This window comes from Klebsiella sp. BIGb0132 (assembly GCF_024810075.1).
Classification (GTDB): domain Bacteria; phylum Pseudomonadota; class Gammaproteobacteria; order Enterobacterales; family Enterobacteriaceae; genus Klebsiella; species Klebsiella terrigena.
This window is the reverse complement of sequence record NZ_JANUDW010000001.1, coordinates 779547-795256: the sequence shown is the minus strand read 5'-3', so window position 1 is coordinate 795256 and position 15710 is coordinate 779547. Positions and strand designations below refer to the sequence as shown.

At 58.6% G+C, this 15710-nt stretch carries 14 protein-coding genes; 3 read left to right on the top strand and 11 right to left on the bottom strand.

Going from position 1 to position 15710, the window contains the following annotated elements:
- Positions 1-175 precede the first annotated feature (175 nt).
- Both dinG and ybiB read left to right on the top strand, forming a co-directional pair.
- On the top strand, positions 176-2320 hold the full coding sequence (gene dinG / locus M2416_RS03630) for an ATP-dependent DNA helicase DinG (protein WP_076945002.1): 2145 nt from the start codon (positions 176-178) through the stop codon (positions 2318-2320).
- Positions 2321-2444: 124 nt separating this feature from the next.
- Positions 2445-3413 carry a DNA-binding protein YbiB gene (gene ybiB, locus M2416_RS03625; protein ID WP_076945003.1) on the top strand — a complete coding sequence of 323 codons (969 nt, stop codon included), beginning with the start codon at positions 2445-2447 and terminating at the stop codon, positions 3411-3413.
- Between the two features lie 249 nt (positions 3414-3662).
- Here the strand turns inward: ybiB and ybiJ are convergent, their stop codons facing one another.
- From ybiJ to M2416_RS03595, 6 genes are all read right to left on the bottom strand, one after another.
- Positions 3663-3923, bottom strand: a complete 261-nt coding sequence (gene ybiJ / locus M2416_RS03620; RefSeq protein ID WP_041144702.1) for a DUF1471 family protein YbiJ — start codon at positions 3921-3923, stop codon at positions 3663-3665.
- A gap of 285 nt (positions 3924-4208) precedes the next feature.
- Positions 4209-4475 (bottom strand): DksA/TraR family C4-type zinc finger protein, encoded by a 267-nt coding sequence (locus M2416_RS03615; RefSeq protein ID WP_076945477.1) that lies wholly within the window; start codon positions 4473-4475, stop codon positions 4209-4211.
- A gap of 192 nt (positions 4476-4667) precedes the next feature.
- The gene (gene ybiX, locus M2416_RS03610; protein WP_041144703.1) at positions 4668-5345 is read right to left on the bottom strand and encodes a PKHD-type hydroxylase YbiX; all 678 of its coding nucleotides are present in this window, start codon (positions 5343-5345) and stop codon (positions 4668-4670) included.
- 45 nt (positions 5346-5390) lie between these two features.
- Positions 5391-7679 carry a catecholate siderophore receptor Fiu gene (locus M2416_RS03605; RefSeq protein ID WP_076945478.1) on the bottom strand — a complete coding sequence of 763 codons (2289 nt, stop codon included), beginning with the start codon at positions 7677-7679 and terminating at the stop codon, positions 5391-5393.
- A gap of 286 nt (positions 7680-7965) precedes the next feature.
- Positions 7966-8229: a YdgH/BhsA/McbA family protein gene (locus tag M2416_RS03600; RefSeq protein WP_259222154.1), complete on the bottom strand. Its 264-nt coding sequence runs from the start codon at positions 8227-8229 to the stop codon at positions 7966-7968.
- 171 nt (positions 8230-8400) lie between these two features.
- On the bottom strand, positions 8401-9015 hold the full coding sequence (locus M2416_RS03595) for a flavin reductase family protein (RefSeq protein WP_076945005.1): 615 nt from the start codon (positions 9013-9015) through the stop codon (positions 8401-8403).
- Positions 9016-9110: 95 nt separating this feature from the next.
- On the opposite strand from M2416_RS03595, the gene rlmF reads away from it, so the two are divergent.
- Positions 9111-10025 carry a 23S rRNA (adenine(1618)-N(6))-methyltransferase RlmF gene (rlmF, locus tag M2416_RS03590; RefSeq protein ID WP_259222153.1) on the top strand — a complete coding sequence of 305 codons (915 nt, stop codon included), beginning with the start codon at positions 9111-9113 and terminating at the stop codon, positions 10023-10025.
- Between the two features lie 61 nt (positions 10026-10086).
- Here rlmF and ybiO read toward each other — a convergent pair whose 3' ends face one another.
- From ybiO to dps, 5 genes are all read right to left on the bottom strand, one after another.
- On the bottom strand, positions 10087-12303 hold the full coding sequence (gene ybiO, locus M2416_RS03585; protein ID WP_259222151.1) for a mechanosensitive channel protein: 2217 nt from the start codon (positions 12301-12303) through the stop codon (positions 10087-10089).
- 109 nt (positions 12304-12412) lie between these two features.
- Entirely contained in the window at positions 12413-13135 is a 723-nt protein-coding gene (gene glnQ, locus M2416_RS03580) for a glutamine ABC transporter ATP-binding protein GlnQ (protein WP_259222148.1), read from the bottom strand.
- Positions 13132-13791 carry a glutamine ABC transporter permease GlnP gene (gene glnP, locus M2416_RS03575; protein ID WP_041144708.1) on the bottom strand — a complete coding sequence of 220 codons (660 nt, stop codon included), beginning with the start codon at positions 13789-13791 and terminating at the stop codon, positions 13132-13134. The genes glnQ and glnP overlap by 4 nt, the downstream gene beginning before the upstream one ends.
- A 165-nt stretch (positions 13792-13956) precedes the next feature.
- Entirely contained in the window at positions 13957-14703 is a 747-nt protein-coding gene (gene glnH / locus M2416_RS03570) for a glutamine ABC transporter substrate-binding protein GlnH (RefSeq protein WP_041144709.1), read from the bottom strand.
- Between the two features lie 407 nt (positions 14704-15110).
- Complete coding sequence (dps, locus tag M2416_RS03565) at positions 15111-15614, bottom strand: DNA starvation/stationary phase protection protein Dps (RefSeq protein WP_259222146.1); 504 nt, start codon at positions 15612-15614, stop codon at positions 15111-15113.
- Positions 15615-15710: the final 96 nt, after the last annotated feature.

Below are 15710 nucleotides of genomic sequence, written 5' to 3'. Positions count from 1 at the left end.
AGCCCGACGCTGCCCGAGGGTACAGGTTTGCCTCTCCGGGCGGGTCTCCCTGCCCGGAACTCCCCCGCCTGATGCTAAACCTCGAGCACGATCCCCGTTTGTTCAGAAAGAAATTCCTCCAGCCAGGCAAAAAGTGTCACAATAGTGGCTGTTTATACAGTATTCAGGTTTTCTCATGGCTTTGACCACTGCGCTAAAAACGCAAATCGCCGCCTGGTATAAGGCGCTCCAGGAACAGATTCCGGACTTTATTCCCCGCACCCCGCAGCGGCAGATGATTGCTGACGTCGCGAAAACGCTCGCCGGGGAAGAGGGAAGGCACCTGGCGATCGAGGCGCCGACCGGCGTCGGGAAAACCCTGTCGTACCTGATCCCCGGTATTGCCATCGCCCGCGAAGAGCAAAAAACGCTGGTGGTCAGCACCGCCAACGTTGCCCTGCAGGACCAGATCTTCAGCAAAGACCTGCCGCTGCTGCGTAAAATTATTCCCGACCTGCGCTTCACCGCCGCCTTTGGCCGCGGGCGCTACGTGTGTCCGCGCAACCTCAACGCGATGGCCAGCACCGAGCCAACGCAGCAGGACCTGCTCGCGTTTCTTGACGACGATCTCACGCCGAATAACCAGGCGGAGCAGAAGCTGTGCGCCACGCTGAAGAGCGATCTTGATAGCTATAAATGGGACGGCCTGCGCGATCACAGCGACAAGGCCATCGATGACGCGCTCTGGGGCCGTCTGAGCACCGATAAGGCAAGCTGCCTGAACCGCAACTGCCACTACTATCGCGAATGCCCGTTCTTCGTCGCCCGGCGTGAGATTCAGGAAGCCGAAGTGGTGGTGGCAAACCACGCGCTGGTGATGGCGGCGATGGAGAGCGAAGCGGTGCTGCCGGAGCCGAAAAACCTGCTGCTGGTGCTCGATGAGGGCCACCATCTGCCCGATGTCGCCCGGGATGCGCTGGAGATGAGCGCTGAAATTACCGCCCCCTGGTATCGGCTACAGCTCGATCTTTTCACACGCCTGGTGGCGACCTGCATGGAGCAGTTTCGGCCGAAAACGACGCCGCCGCTGGCGAACCCCGAGCGGCTGAACGCCCACTGCGAGGAGCTGTCCGAGCTCATCTCCTCGCTGAATAACATTTTGAATCTGTATATGCCTGCCGGTCAGGAAGCCGAGCACCGCTTCCCGATGGGGGAGCTGCCGCAGGAGGTGATGGATATCTGCCAGCGGCTGGCCAAACTGACCGAGACGCTGCGCGGCCTGGCGGAGCTGTTTCTTAACGATCTCAGCGAAAAAACCGGCAGCCATGACGTGGTCCGCCTGCACCGGGTGCTGCTGCAAATGAACCGCGCGCTGGGCATGTTTGAAAGCCAAAGCAAGCTGTGGCGGCTGGCGTCGCTGGCGCAGTCATCCGGCGCGCCGGTCACCAAGTGGGCCTCCCGCGATCTGCGCGACGGCCAGGCGCATATCTGGTTCCACTGCGTCGGGATTCGCGTTAGCGAACAGCTGGAACGGTTGCTGTGGCGCAGCGTGCCGCATATTGTCGTCACTTCCGCCACCCTGCGTTCGCTGAACAGCTTTTCTCGCCTGCAGGAGATGAGCGGCCTTAAGGAGAAGGCCGGAGATCGCTTCGTCGCCCTGGATTCGCCCTTCAACCACGTTGAGCAGGGAAAAATTATCATCCCGCAGATGCACTATGAGCCGGTCATCGACAACGAAGAGCAGCATATTGCCGAAATGGCGGCCTGCTTTCGCGAGCACGTCGAGAGCAAAAAGCACCTCGGGATGCTGGTGCTGTTTGCCAGCGGGCGGGCGATGCAGCGCTTTCTCGAGCACGTCACCGATCTGCGCCTGATGCTGCTGGTGCAGGGCGATAAGCCCCGCTACCGGCTTGTGGAGCTGCACCGTAAAAAGGTCGAGAGCGGCGAGCGCAGCGTGCTGGTCGGGCTACAGTCGTTTGCCGAGGGGCTGGACCTCAAGGGCGAGCTGCTGAGCCAGGTCCATATCCACAAAATTGCCTTCCCACCGATAGACAGCCCGGTGGTGATCACCGAAGGCGAGTGGCTTAAAAGCCTGAACCGCTACCCCTTCGAGGTACAAAGCCTGCCGAGCGCCTCCTTTAACCTGATTCAGCAGGTCGGCCGTCTGATCCGCAGCCACAGCTGCTGGGGGGAGGTGGTGATTTACGATAAGCGTTTGTTGACCAAAAATTACGGCAAGCGTTTACTGAATGCATTACCCGTATTTCCGATAGAGCAGCCTGCCGTCCCGGAGGTTATAGTAAAAAGTAAAACCAAACAGACGCGTCGCAAACGTCGCTAGCGGCGCAGGTCGGCAATGTGAGCAGCACGACTCGTCCTCCTTCGCGCATCGGTAAAGGGCAGCCGCAAGGGTACTGTGGCCAGCCGTTTATCGCGTGAAGCAGGGCGGATAAGAGGAATCTTCGATGGATTACACCAAGATCGTTAAAGAAGTCGGGCGGGGGAAAAATCACGCCCGCGACCTGGATGTGGAGACCGCCCGCGCGCTGTACGTGCGGATGCTCAACGGTGAGGTTGCCGAGCTGGAGCTGGGTGCAATTCTGATTGCCCTGCGCATTAAGGGCGAAGGCGAAGCGGAGATGAGGGGCTTCTATGAGGCGATGCAGCAGCAAACGCTGCGCCTGACGCCGCCGGTGGCGCGGCCGATGCCGATTGTGATCCCCAGCTACAACGGCGCGCGTAAGCAGGCGAACCTGACGCCGCTGCTTGCCGTTCTGCTGCATAAGCTCGGCTTCCCGGTGCTGGTGCACGGCGTCAGCCACGATCCAACCCGGGTGCTGACGGAGACGATTTTTGAGCTGATGGGGATCCCGATTACGCAGCACGCCGGCCAGGCCCAGGCGCGTCTGGACGGCCACGAGCCGGTCTATATCCCGGTTGGTGCCCTCTGTCCGCCGCTGGAGAAGCAGCTGGCTCTGCGCTGGCGGCTGGGCGTTCGCAACAGCGCGCATACGCTGGCCAAGCTGGCGACGCCGTTTGCCGAAGACGCGGCCCTGCGATTGTCGAGCGTGTCGCATCCGGAATACATCGGCAAGGTGGCAAAATTCTTTAGCGAAACCGGCGGTCGCGCGCTGCTGATGCACGGTACCGAAGGCGAGGTGTATGCCAACCCTCAGCGCTGTCCGCAAATTAGCCTGATTGACGGGAGCGGAACGCGGGCGCTGTACGAGCGGCAGAATGATACACCGGCACAGGCCCCAGCGCTGCCTGAGTCAAAAGATCCGGCGGTGACCGCGCGCTGGACCGAGCGCTGCGCGGCGGGCCTTGAGCCGCTGCCGCAGCCGCTGCGGATCCAGCTGGCGTGCTGCCTGCTGGCGACCGGAGAGGTGGCATCTCTGGAGGCGGGGCTGGCTAAGGTTGCGGACCGCTGGTAGCGCGCGGACAGCTCAACGCTGTGGGAACATCAAGGAGCGCGGAGGGCATAGTGAACGGAACATTCCCTCTGCGCGAGCATAGACAGAAGTCAATCACGCGATAAGACTTTGCAATACCACCGCCTGAATGCATCACTCGGCCCAGAAAAAAACCAAAAAAAAGCCCGTCCGGTGGCACGGACGGGCAAAACAAGGGTATTAAAGGGTATTTCAGGGGTAATACAGTGGCACTACAGGGTCGGGCGGCGATTATTTATAGATAACCGCGGTACCGCTAACTTTGTTGTTGGTGTTAGCGGAGGTGATGCTGTAACCGGTCGCGCCAGCGGCATCCGCTTTAGCAGCCAGTTTGGCCTCCAGGCCATCCAGAGTCGTTGCGCCTTCAGCAGAAACGACGCCGATTTTGTTCATGCTCTCTGCCTGAGCCGGGGTGACCGACTGAGCGGCGAAAGCACCAAAGGACAGAGCGGACAGGGCGATAGCAGCGGCAGCATATTTGATGGTTTTCATAGTTAATCTCTCGCAGGTTGTTCTGTTAGGGTGACGATGTTCCGTCGATGTGAGAAGTATCACGTTTTTCTGCGAGATATAAAATCGAAGGAAATTAACAGTCTCCATCGAATTTTTTGAATGATTATTAATTTATTGATTATTAATAAATTATTTATCAGCAACGGGGCGTCGGCATTGGCAGAAAAGTGCTGCGGGCTTTTAGGGCACATTTTGCTACTTTATTCGCCAAAAAACGTGCGCGAAAAGATAATGCGATCTGTGGTAATGAACGGTAAAGGAAGGTCAGCGTAGCTGGCTATCCTTGGAACCACGACGATTATATCCTGAAAATGTATTGTTATGTAAGTCTTTATCCTGTTGGCATCTCACGCAGTACCTGACCCCGGCAATGGCCCTGCGTCGGGCCTCAGGAATGGGCTCCCCGCATTCATCACAAAATTTGTGGCTCTCGCCGCCCGGCAGCTCGCTTCGCGCCCGCGCAACCGCATCGTCAATCGTGCTGTCGATCTGCTGCTGCACCGCGTCATCATTTGCCCAGCCTGATGCCATGATGTACCTCCCAACTGATGCTGTATCAATTAACAAAGAGTCAAAATCGTTCACTCTGCCGCCTGGCGGCGGGGGCCGCGCTTTCCCGGAACGCGGAAAACGGCGCGGCGTGAGCGCGCTTTATCCGCGCGACGGCCGCCGGAAATAAGAAGAGTATAGATAAGATGGGGGCAGAAAAGGGTCAGACAAGGCTTAGATCTCTGACCATTCCCGCAGCAGGTTATGGTACAGGTTGAGCAGCGACAGGACCTCTTCACTCTCGCCGTGGCGGCTCTTCAGCGCCTGGATAGTGCCGTCCAGCTCAAACAGCATCGCGCGCCGTTTATCATCGCGGATCATCGACTGAACCCACAGGAAGGAGGCGACGCGGGCGCCCTGGGTCACCGGGGTCACGCAGTGCAGGCTGCTGGAAGGGTAGAGCACCAGATCGCCCGCCGGGAGCTTCACCGCGTGCTGTCCGTAGGTATCGTTGATCACCAGCTCGCCGCCGGTATAGTCCTCCGGGGCGCTCAGAAACAGGGTGGCGGAAAGGTCGGTGCGCATCCAGCCGCCCTGGGCCTGGCTGCGGACCGCGCCGTCAACGTGAAAACCGTAGGTTTCGCTCTGCTGGTAGCGGTTGAACAGCGGGCTGGAGAGAGTTTTTGGCAGCGCGGCGGCGAAAAACAGCGAGCTGCGGTTGAGCGCCGCCAGCACTTTACCCTGCAGCTCGTCGTACAGCGCGCTGCGGGTATCTACCTGCTGATTATTTTTTACCTGCGCGCCCTGATCGCCGGTGGTTGCGCGTCCGTCAACCCACTCGGCCTGCTGCAGCCGCCCGCTAAAATAGTCAACTTCCTGTGGGCTGAGGACGGCGGGAATATGGTACATCATGGTTATTTCTCCTGAACAAGCGGGGCGCAAGCGCCCCGCTGCGGATTAGAAGTGCATATTGGCGGTCAGCAGGAACGTACGCGGCTCGCCCGGATGATAACGGTAGCCGCTTTTGTTGATTGAGGCGACATAGTTGGTATCAAACAGGTTATAGACGTTCAGCTGCAGATCGAGGTTACGGTTAATGCGATAGCCGACCTTCGCATCTGCCACCCAGTAGCCTTCGGTATAGGACGGCGTGCCGACGGCGCCATCGCTGCCGCGGTGCATACTGCCGATATAGCGCGCGCCGGCGCCAAGGGCAAGGGCATCGGTGGCCTGATACTGGCTCCAGACGGTAAAGGCGTGCTCAGGCGTGTACGGCAGCGCGCTGGTGCCATCCTGGGCGACGTTGTTGCCTTCTCTGATGCTGGCGTGCTGCTGGGTATATCCGCCGATAACCTGCCAGTCCGGCGTGATGTTGCCTGCCAGCGACAGCTCGTAGCCTTCAACGCGTTTTTTACCGTACTGCGAGTAGGTGCCGTCGTCGTTTTGCTCGACTTCGTTTTCAATATCGGTACGGAACAGGGCCGCCGTCAGCAGCAGGCGCTTGTCCATCAGCTCCCACTTGGTGCCCACTTCGCTGGTTTTCGCTTTCTGCGGCTGGAAATCAGTGCGGTTAGCGCTATTTCCCGTTCCGCTCTGCGCCAGGGCAAAGTTGTTGCCGCCCGGAGGCTGCTGAGAGATGGCGTAGTTGACGTAGACGTTGCCGTTATCGGTCAGGTGATACAGCGCGCCGGCTTTCCAGTTAACCAGGTTGCCGCTGGTTGAGGTATCAACGGTGGTTACCGGACTGTTTCTTGCCACGCCGGCCGGGCAGGCCACTGCGCCACGACCGGTACCGCCGCACAGGCTCGCGCTATCGTATTTAGTCTGGTAGTTATCCAGACGAATGCCGCCGTTGATCTCAAAGTCCCGGGTAATCTGCAGGGTATCAAAGGCGTATACCCCGAAGGTGTCGGTCTGGCCGTTGGCATTGGCGCCGCTGCGATCCAGGCCGCCGATGGAGATCGCGCTGTTCGGGTGGTAAATATTCACCGCCGGAGGCGTGATGGGATAAACCCCGTAGTTGGTCTGCGTTTCGCGGGTCAGCTCGAAGCCGGTGCTGATGTCATGACCGATCGATCCGGTATAGAACTTTGTGGTCAGGTTAGTCTGGTTGGTCAGGATTTTGTTGCTGACGTCCTTGGTGTTAGCCAGGCGCGACCAGGTCCAGGTGCCGACGTCGTTCGGGTTCGGCTGGGTAATGTTCGAGGCGCCGCCCATCACCGCGGTGAGCAAATAATCCTGCTTCACGCGCGACCAGCGGGTGGTGTTGCGGATGGTCGTGGTATCGCTCAGGTCGTGCTCAAAGCGCATGGTCACCGTATCGGTCGTGGAATCGTCGTAATCCGACTCGGTGCCGTAGAAGTTGCTGGTTGCGACTTTACCGGAGTGGTTCAGGGCCGCGGTTCCCGCGCTCGGCGCGGAGTATCCCGGCAGGCCGATGGTCGGAATACCGCCGTCCGGCGTGTTGTGCTGGGTCACGTGCAGATAGTTGAGATAGAGACGGTTCTCAGTACCGAGGCCGAAGGCGGCCGACGGCGCAATCCCGTAGCGTTCATTTTTAACGTTATCGCGACCGGCGTCGTGGGTTTTCTCCCCCATCAGGTTCAGACGCACCGCGCTGGTTTCGCCGACCGCCTGGTTGATGTCGAGCGTACCGCGGCGGAACCAGGCGCTGCCGACGCTGGCGGAGGCGTCAATGCCGGAGTCCAGGCGCGGCTGCTTGCTGATCATATTGATCGAGCCGGTTGGCGCGCTGCGGCCGTAGTCAGAACCCGATGGCCCCTTAATGACTTCTACCTGCTCGGTGTTAAAGGTATCGCGGGTCACGCTACCGATATCGCGAACGCCATCAACGTAGATGCTGTTTGACGTATCGGCACCGCGCATATAGATGGAGTCGCCGGTGGAGGAGTTGCCGTTTTCACCGGCATAAAAGGCCCCCACGCCCGGCACGTTTTTCAACGCATCGGTGAGGTTGGTGACGCCCTGATCTTTCATCACCTGTTCGGAAACCACCGTTACCGTACGGGTGGTGTCGACCAGCGGTCGGGAAAACTTGGGGTCAGCGGACTGGGTTGGGGCATACAGCGAGGGCGCCTGCGCCTCTACCACCAGCGTTTCACCGCCGTTTTTTTCAGTGCTATCGGCTGCCAGCACCTGGCCTGTCGGCGACAGGCTCAGACACAGGCCGGTAAAGATCGTCAGCGAGCCAAAACTGCTGAACGGTAAATTATGTTTTTTATCCATATCCATGAGCAACTTATAGTTTTAATTTGAGCCATTAAGACCGCAGGCAAAGCCAGGCCGTGCCTCGGCCACTGCAGGTGTTGTTACAACAACAATGATTTTGATAATGATTGTGATAAGCATTATCAAATAACGGCAGATTTCTATCACTCATTTATAAAAAAATAAATACATTTGTTTACATTCACTGCATTTTTTCTACATAAACCGATTTTGTCAGCAGAGAACAGGGCGAACGCGGGCCAGAGAGGTGGGAAATTCGCTGCCTGTCCGGGCCGTCGGAGCGTTATTTATAGATGATGGCGGTGCCTGCCATCCTGTTTGTGCCGCCGGCAGCGTTGATTCGCCAGGCTATCGCCCCCTGCTGATGCGCTTTTTGCGCCAGCTGTGCCTGCAGATCGTCAAGATTGCTGGCGCCGGAGGCGGAGACGGTGCCTGAAGGCCGCAGCGGGCCGGTGTCGGCGGGAGCGGAGAGGGGGGCTGCGGGCTGGGCAGTAAAAGAGGCGGCGGCAAGGGCGACAGTCGCGAGTAGCAGCAGAGATTTTCTCATGAGCATATCCTCATTAACGGCATGGGACATACTCTAAGTTTAGGCCTTTGCCACAGGATATTCAGGATAAAAAATTGAGGCTAAACAACGATTCTTTGGGGCAAACGCCGCTCGCCGGCCCGTGCGAATAACGTCGCGTCGGACGGACGGCGAGTCGGCGCCGGGACAGCGCTAGCGGGCGTCGGGGCGGATCAGGTCAAAACGCTGGCTTTCATCAATACCGTAGTAGGCGCTCGGGCCACCGGCGCGCAGGATCGGCTGGGCTTTGGCGGTCTGATAGATGCCCTCTTCCAGCAGCGACTCGTCGATATGGACCGCGACAACCTCGCCAAGTACCAGCCAGCTGTCTACGGGGGTACCGTCGGCGGCGGTCAGGCGGATGCACTGCGAGAGGCGGCACTCAAAGTTCACCGGGCTTTGCGCAACCCGCGGAGCGGCGACGATCCGGCTGGCGGCGGCGGTCAGCCCGGCGCGGGTGAATTCATCTTCGTGGCGCGGGAGGCTGGCAGAGGTCTCGTTCATGGCTTCGGCCAGCGGGCGGGTCGCCAGGTTCCAGACAAATTCTTTCGTTTCGACAATATTCTGTACGCTATCCTTCCAACCGCTGCTGGCAAAGCCGATAATTGGTGGCCGATAGTTGAAGCAGTTAAAGAAACTGTAGGGCGCGAGATTGCGCTGTCCTGCCGCATCCAGCGAGGCGATCCAGCCGATAGGACGCGGCCCGATAATGGCGTTAAGCGGGTCGTGCGGCAGACCGTGTCCCTGCGAAGGTTGATAGAAATACATAGAATACCCGTAACCGAAGAGGAGATATCCAGACTCCCTTATTTACCGCGCCGCCGTCAACGGGTATCTTACGCGGCTGTTCAAAGGAGATTGCCATGAAAGCCCAGAAACCGGGGTTACACCCGCGTAACCGTCACCATCAACGTTATGATTTGCCCGAGCTCTGCCTGGCTCACCCCGAGCTCGAGGGTTTTATCACCCTGAATCCGGCGGGCGAGCAGACCGTTGACTTTGCCAACCCACTCGCGGTGAAGGCGCTGAATAAGGCGCTGCTGGCGCACTTTTACGCGGTGAAACACTGGGACATTCCGGATGGCTTCCTGTGTCCGCCGGTGCCGGGAAGGGCGGATTATATCCACCATCTCGCCGACCTGCTGGCGCTGGATACCGGCACGATCCCCGAGAGTGCGAGCATTTTGGATATCGGTACCGGCGCAAACTGCATCTATCCGCTGATCGGTGCGCATGAATACGGCTGGCGCTTTACCGGCAGCGAAACCAGCCAGGAAGCGCTTTCCAGCGCGCTGGCCATTATCAGCGGCAACCCGGGAATGAGCCGCCAGATTCGCCTGCGTCGTCAAAAAGACGCCACGGCGATCTTTAGCGGCGTAATCCATAAAAACGAATGCTTTGACGCGACGCTGTGCAACCCGCCGTTCCACGATTCTGCCGCCAGCGCGCAGGCGGGCGGCGAGCGCAAGCGCCGTAACCTGGGCCTGGGCGCCGATAGCGTGATGAACTTTGGCGGCCAGCAGCAGGAGCTATGGTGCGAAGGCGGCGAAGTGGCCTTCATTACCCGCATGATTGAGGAGAGCCAGCAGTTTGGGCGCCAGGTGAAATGGTTTACGTCGCTGGTCTCCCGCGGCGACAACCTGCCGCCGCTGTATCGTGCCCTGACCGAAGTCGGCGCGGTGAAGGTGGTGAAAAAAGAGATGGCGCAGGGGCAGAAACAGAGCCGCTTTATCGCCTGGACCTTTATGGATGAAGCAAAGCGCCGACGCGCGTTTTAAGCCGTTCGGCGCCTCTGCCTGGCGTTGTTAGCGCCCCGGTCTGCTCCGTGCTGCCGGGGTGCTATAGCGTTGGCTCCGCCGGGGCCGGCGGCCCGTCAACGGCGGCGGGCGTCATCGGCAGCAGCTGGTAGGTTTGCACCGGGGCGCGCACCCCGGCCAGGTCGAAATGCCTTTTAACCTGCGTATCCAGCGCAAAACGCACCGTCCACTGCTTCAGCGGCAGCGTGGTAAAGGTCACCCGTAGGGTAAAGGCGGTATTGCTCAGGCCGACAAGCCCGGCAAACGACGGCTCGCCAATCACCAGCCCGCGCACCTCCTCCTGGGCCATCACGTCCGCCACCGCATCCTTCAGCGCCTGATTGGCCTTATCCAGATCCTCATGGCGGTCGACGTCGTAGTTAGCCACCACCGAGCCGATCCCGCGCACGAAGTTGGCGAAGGTGGTGATCGAAGACCACGGAATAATGTGATAGGCGCCGGTATCCTGGCGCACCCCGACCGAGCGAATCGACATCCGCTCCACCGTGCCGGTTAACGGCCCGATCGTCACCAGATCGCCGGTGTTCATCCCGTTTTCAAACTGGATAAAAATGCCGGTGATAATATCTTTCACCAGCGTTTGCGCGCCGAAGGAGATTGCCAGCCCCAGCGCCCCCGCGCCTGCCAGCAGCGGGGCGATATTGACCCCCACTTCCGAGAGCAGGATCATCACGGTGATGGTGCTGATGATCACCGCCAGCGCGTTGCGAAACAGCGTCAGCAGCGTTCTCGCCCGGGCGCCGGGCAGCGGACGGCCGTGAATATCCGAGGCGAGGCGGTTTTCTATCAGGCTGGCGAGCAGCGTCCAGCCGATGGCGGAGAAGAACAGGATCAGCGCGATGCGGATCATCACATCTACCGCCTTCTGCCCGGCGCCGTTATGCATCCAGTTCCAGAAATCGAACAGTCCCCAGGCGCTGAGCAGCAGCATAATGGCGACGGCGACCACCAAAATGCGCGCCACCTTCAGCGCCACGGAGATCCAGCCGTTGAGCCGCTTCTGCAGCTCAGGATAGCTGCGCTGGGTTTGCGGCGACAGGGTGATGGTTTTGGCTATCCAGCGCGACAAAATGCCGGAGATCAGCGCCGCGGCGCCGACGATCGCCAGGCTGCGCACCGTGGCGCCCATCATAAACTTCAGGCTGTTGCCCGGGTCGAAAAGCGAAAAGAAAAACAGCACGATAAAATAGGCGCAGGCCAGCCAGTGCCAGACCAGCGCGAAGGCGCGGATAAACAGGCTGAAGAAGGCCAGCGAGCGGTCCGCCAGATGAATCAGCCCTTCGGTAATCACGTGCTTGTTATGAAAAATCAGGTACAGCGCCCACAGGGTGATGCACAGCATAATGGCCACGTTGGCCAGCGCGCCGACCTGGACGTTGACCTGGTTGGAGATAATCGGCACGGCGACGATCAGGCCGTAGCCAATCAGGCTGCTGAGCGCGCTCAGGCGCAGGTTCCAGTATTTTGCACTGTCATCGCTGAGGTTAAACGGCCGCAGATCCGCCACCCGTGGGCAGAAAATCAGCCGCAGAATAGCTTTGAAGAACTCGATCAGCGCGAAGGCGTTCAGGAACAGGCTTTGCTGGAAGGCGATGGTGCGGTTGCCGCCGTTGAGCCTGTCGCTGAGCAGCTGACCAACGAACAGCGTGAGCGCCAGCAGGATCAGGTCGAAGATAAAGGCGCCGGCAATCGTGGCCGGCAGCTGCAGCCAGTTGCTGCGATCGTGGTTTTTATGCCGCCCCCACTGGCCCATTTTGCGATACAGCGGCAGCGCGGCCAGCCGCACCAGCCACCAGAAGGCAAAGACCAGCGCTGCCAGCATCAGGAAGGTGCTTGCGGCGTGGCGGAAGGTATCGGCATGGAAAGGCTTATGCGGCGCGCCGGTAATATTGCGCCACAGCTGCGAGAAACGCGACGAGAAGCGCTCGCCGTATTCGCGGCTGATGTGGGTGACGTTTTCCAGCACCGTCGGCTGCTCTTCCTCTTTCGGCGGCGTCAGCGTTGGCGTGCTGGCCGGCGGCGGCGTGGCGGCGGCGGTGCGCAGCTGGTCGATGAGCTCCTTGCGAGCGGCGTCGTTATCCAGCACGTCGGCCAGCGCCGCGTAGGCGGCCTTTTTCTTCTCAAGGTCGGGTTCGTTGCTGGCGGACTGCTGCGGGGCGGCGGTCGGGACGCCGGGCAGGGCTGCGGCCGAAAGCGGGGCGGTAAATAGAGCGGCAAGCAGTAACAGGATCCACGGCACGAGCACCTCCATTGCGTCTCAAACCAGTAAGTATAGAAGACGATGTCGGGAGGACGGGGGTGGGATGAATCTGGAAAGCGGCTCCCCGCGACGGGGGAGCCGGTGGCTATCAGGCGACGTGCTGCAGGAATTCGCGCAGGCGCGGGCTTGGCGGGTTCTTGACCAGAATCTGCGGATCGCCATCTTCCGCGATACGCCCTTTGTCGATGAAGATCAGGCGCGAGGCCACTTTTTCGGCGAAGCCGATTTCGTGGGTCACGATAACCATCGTCATCCCTTCCTCTGCCAGATCCTGCATCACCTTCAGCACTTCATGACGCAGCTCCGGATCCAGCGCGGAGGTAGGTTCATCGAACAGCATCATCTTCGGCTTCACCGCCAGCGCGCGGGCGATGGCTACACGCTGCTGCTGGCCGCCGGAGAGCTCTGAAGGATAGTGGTGCGCGCGTTCCGCCAGCCCCACTTTTTCCAGCAGATCTTTCGCCAGCTTCTCGGCCGCCTCTTTCTTCGCGCCGCGCACGCGCAGCGGTCCGAACATGACGTTCTCCAGCGCCGTCAGGTGCGGGAACAGATAGAACTGCTGGAACACCATGCCCGCTTCCTGGCGGATCAGGCGATCGTCTACCTTCGGATCGTTGACCTTCAGGCCGTCGACGATCAGCTCGCCGCTGGTTATCTCTTCCAGTTTGTTGATGCAGCGCAGTAGGGTTGATTTACCGGAGCCGGAAGGCCCGATAATCACCACGACTTCACCTTGGTTAATCTTCAGATCGATATCGTGCAGCACCTTGGTTGGGCCAAAGTGCTTGGAAACGTTTTTAAATTCAATCACAGGATTTTCATCCTTCTTTCAAGACGGCGCAGAATAAAGCTCAGAACCAGGGTGATAATGAGATAGATAACGGCAACGGCGCTCCAGATCTCCAGCGCGCGGAAGTTACCGGCAATAATCTCCTGTCCCTGGCGGGTCAGTTCGGCAACGCCGATGACGATAAAGAGCGAGGTATCTTTGATGCTGATGATCCACTGGTTACCCAGCGGCGGCAGCATGCGGCGCAGCGCCAGCGGCAGGATCACGTGGCGAATCGTTTCGCTTCGTGACAGGCCGAGCGCCAGGCCGGCTTCGCGGAAGCCTTTGTGGATAGAGAGCACCGCGCCGCGGGTAATTTCCGCGATGTAGGCGCCGGAGTTGATCATGATGGTCACCACCGCGGCGGAGAACGGATCGATGCGCAAATCATTAAACGCCATCGGCAGGGCGAAGTAGATAAACATCACCTGCACCACGATCGGGGTGCCGCGAATAATTTCAATAAAGACCAGCGCGATGTGGTTCGCTATCCAGCCGCCAAAGCAGCGGGCGAAACCGGCGACGAGGCCGATTATCAGACCGCCAGCCAGGCCGAGGACCGAGATCCACAGCGTCATTTTGGCGCCTTCCAGCAAAATTGGAATGGCGGGCCAGATGGCACTCCAGTCAAACTGCATAATTCGTTCCTGTTACCGTGTCGAAAACAGAGGATGGCCCTCTGAGAAAAAATGACTCAGGCCTGCTGCGAGGCGATCCCCGGCAGAGGGCGCAAGCGCCTATGCCGGGCTACCAGACCTCAGCAGGCCGGTAAGAGATATATCCGTGCGGATACGGTCTGATTATTATTTTGGCTCAGTACCGAACCATTTTTTATAAATTTCGTTGTAGGTGCCGTTTTCGCGCAGGGTTTTCAGCGCGCCGTTCACTTTTTCACGCAGTTCGTCGCTGCCTTTCGGGAACGCGATGCCGTAGCTCTGCGCTTCCAGCGAGTCACCTACCGCTTTGAACTGGCCGTGGCCGGCGGTTTTGATGAAGTAGAGGATGTTTGGCGTATCGTGCAGCACGGCATCGGCGCGGCCGGTACCCAGCTCCATGTAGGCGTTATCGATGTTCGGGAACTGGCGCAGGTCTTTGGTTTTGATGTTAGCCTTGGCGTAATCAACGGAGCCGGTGCCGCCTTTAACCGCGACCACTTTGCCGTTCAGATCCTTCACGTCTTTGATATCGTTGTTGTTCGCTTTCACCATCACCAGCAGGCCGCTTTTATAGTAGCCATCGGAGAAGTCGATCGCTTTTTTACGCTCTTCGGTAATGGTAATCCCCGCCAGCGCGAGGTCGATGTTTTTCGTTTGCAGCGCCGGGATGATGCCGCTGAAATCCATTGGCTTCAGGGCATAGTCCAGCTTCAGCTCTTTGGCGATGGCGGCCCACAGGTCGACATCGAAGCCAACGTACTTATCGCCTTGCTTAAATTCAAACGGAACAAACGCCGTATCGGTCGCAACAATCAGTTGTTTTTCAGCGGCCTGGGAAGAAACCGCAAAAGCCAGGGTCAGTGCAGCCAGTGAAACTTTTAATACAGACTTCATAGCATTTCCTTTTATATCCACGGGACGATCCCCTGCGAGAACGAGTAACCCTATGAAAAAATCGTGCCAGTTTTACAACTTGTTGTTTTATAACAACCAGAGTGGTTCCTGTTGCACGCTTTCGGGTCTGGCAAACGCAATCTGCACCACGACGGGGCGTCGTTTTGGTGCGTCATAAATATGCCGAATAACAAGAGCATTTTTAACGCAAACACCGATGGGAAAACAATCTTGCTGTAACGATTGTGTGAGGTGATTATTACATTTGATTTACTTTAGTACGCATTTTGACCATTGTGATGCACTAAAATAGTGCGATGGAGCGAGGCGATAAAAAAAACGGGAAACGTGAGGCGAGGAGGGTGGGGCAATGCCGCCAGCGGAGCTGACGGCAGTCGGGGTGGTGATTATTCGATATTAGATTCGATAAACCACAGGAATTTATCCAGATCGCGAGAAGCGGCGGTGAAGATATCGGCCGTATCTTCGTCTTTTGCCTCGCTAATCGCTTTGCGCACGTCGTTCGCCACAATCGCGTAGCGGTCGGCCAGCTCTTTCAGGTGGTCCTGGACGGTGTGAATGTCCAGCGGGTAGCTTTTCAGCGGAGTTTTGCTGTTGATAACCTGAGTGGTACCCAGCGCAACGCCGCCGAGCTGGACGGCGCGTTCGGCCATCGTATCGAGGTGATCGGTCAGCGCCGTGCGGAAGCCGTCCAGCATTTCATGAACGGCAATAAAGTTGGCACCGCGCATATTCCAGTGAGCCTGTTTGGTGATCAGCGACAGGTCGATGAACTGGATAACCTGACGATTGAGCAGCTCAACGGTGGCTTTCTTTTCGCTGTCGGTCATATCGTTGCGGGTATAGAGCAGGTTAGATGCTTTAGTTTTAACCAGTTTTGCGGTACTCATAGTTTCATATCCTCTTGATATTTATACTCGTCATACTTCAAATCGAATTATATGGAGCGCTTGCCCCCGGTAACTCATGGGGACAAGTATAGCAAC

Bases quoted from the DNA above. Each gene is read 5' to 3' on its own strand.
- ybiX (WP_041144703.1), bottom strand. From the start codon at position 5,345: ATGATGTACCATATTCCCGCCGTCCTCAGCCCACAGGAAGTTGACTAT.
- dinG (WP_076945002.1), top strand. From the start codon at position 176: ATGGCTTTGACCACTGCGCTAAAAACGCAAATCGCCGCCTGGTATAAG.
- glnH (WP_041144709.1), bottom strand. From the start codon at position 14,703: ATGAAGTCTGTATTAAAAGTTTCACTGGCTGCACTGACCCTGGCTTTT.
- ybiB (WP_076945003.1), top strand. From the start codon at position 2,445: ATGGATTACACCAAGATCGTTAAAGAAGTCGGGCGGGGGAAAAATCAC.
- M2416_RS03600 (WP_259222154.1), bottom strand. From the start codon at position 8,229: ATGAGAAAATCTCTGCTGCTACTCGCGACTGTCGCCCTTGCCGCCGCC.
- M2416_RS03595 (WP_076945005.1), bottom strand. From the start codon at position 9,015: ATGTATTTCTATCAACCTTCGCAGGGACACGGTCTGCCGCACGACCCG.
- ybiJ (WP_041144702.1), bottom strand. From the start codon at position 3,923: ATGAAAACCATCAAATATGCTGCCGCTGCTATCGCCCTGTCCGCTCTG.
- M2416_RS03615 (WP_076945477.1), bottom strand. From the start codon at position 4,475: ATGGCATCAGGCTGGGCAAATGATGACGCGGTGCAGCAGCAGATCGAC.
- glnP (WP_041144708.1), bottom strand. From the start codon at position 13,791: ATGCAGTTTGACTGGAGTGCCATCTGGCCCGCCATTCCAATTTTGCTG.
- M2416_RS03605 (WP_076945478.1), bottom strand. From the start codon at position 7,679: ATGGATAAAAAACATAATTTACCGTTCAGCAGTTTTGGCTCGCTGACG.
- dps (WP_259222146.1), bottom strand. From the start codon at position 15,614: ATGAGTACCGCAAAACTGGTTAAAACTAAAGCATCTAACCTGCTCTAT.
- rlmF (WP_259222153.1), top strand. From the start codon at position 9,111: ATGAAAGCCCAGAAACCGGGGTTACACCCGCGTAACCGTCACCATCAA.